This is a genomic window from Serratia sp. HNCC26DJ206, assembly GCF_057180605.1.
Window position 1 is genome coordinate 1 of record NZ_JBXUGP010000132.1, and the last position, 612, is coordinate 612.

Sequence of the window (612 nt, forward strand, 5' to 3'; positions counted from 1 at the left end):
TACCCGTCGAAGGAAGGCATACAAAAAATACAGGCCCGTATAAGGGATACAGGGAATAGTTTTTCCAAACTATCACCTCAAGCTGAAAGATGGGAGGAGGACTTACCAGAAAAATACGAGCAACATCCTATAACGCCTCAACTGATTCGAGTTAATGAAATTAATGAAATATACATGGAGATTCCGAGATATGAAAACATTGGGTGGTCAGGGCTATGGTTGTTTTCTTTAGTTTCTACATTTCCCATTCCTTTTATATTTATGATATTCAATTTATCTGGGTATGATTCAGATATTGAATTTAAATTAATTATTTTTTTGTTCATGTTTTTTTTTGTATCTATGTCTGTATTTTTGCTCAGAATGGCTATCTTCGTACCTCGAGGTATGCCCGTTCGTTTTAATCGCAAACGCCAAAAAGTCTATGTCTATGAGCATCAACGCAGTATCTGGCCTTGGATGCGCTGGCCAACGGTGATTAAAGTATTCGACTGGACGGATATTCATGGTGAACTGATACGGCAGTCTGGACGCTATGATCAGGGATATCGGTTGTCCTGCGCGGTGTGCAAGCGAGGAACCTACGAAGTGGTGGATAGATTTATTCTGAAT

At 39.5% G+C, this 612-nt stretch carries 1 protein-coding gene; it reads left to right on the forward strand.

Features of this window, described 5'->3' with window-relative positions; all coding sequences use genetic code 11:
- Positions 1–39: 39 nt before the first annotated feature.
- The coding region (locus AC2A1E_RS24270) for a DUF6708 domain-containing protein (RefSeq protein ID WP_484385887.1) at positions 40–612 on the forward strand (573 nt) is incomplete at its 3' end.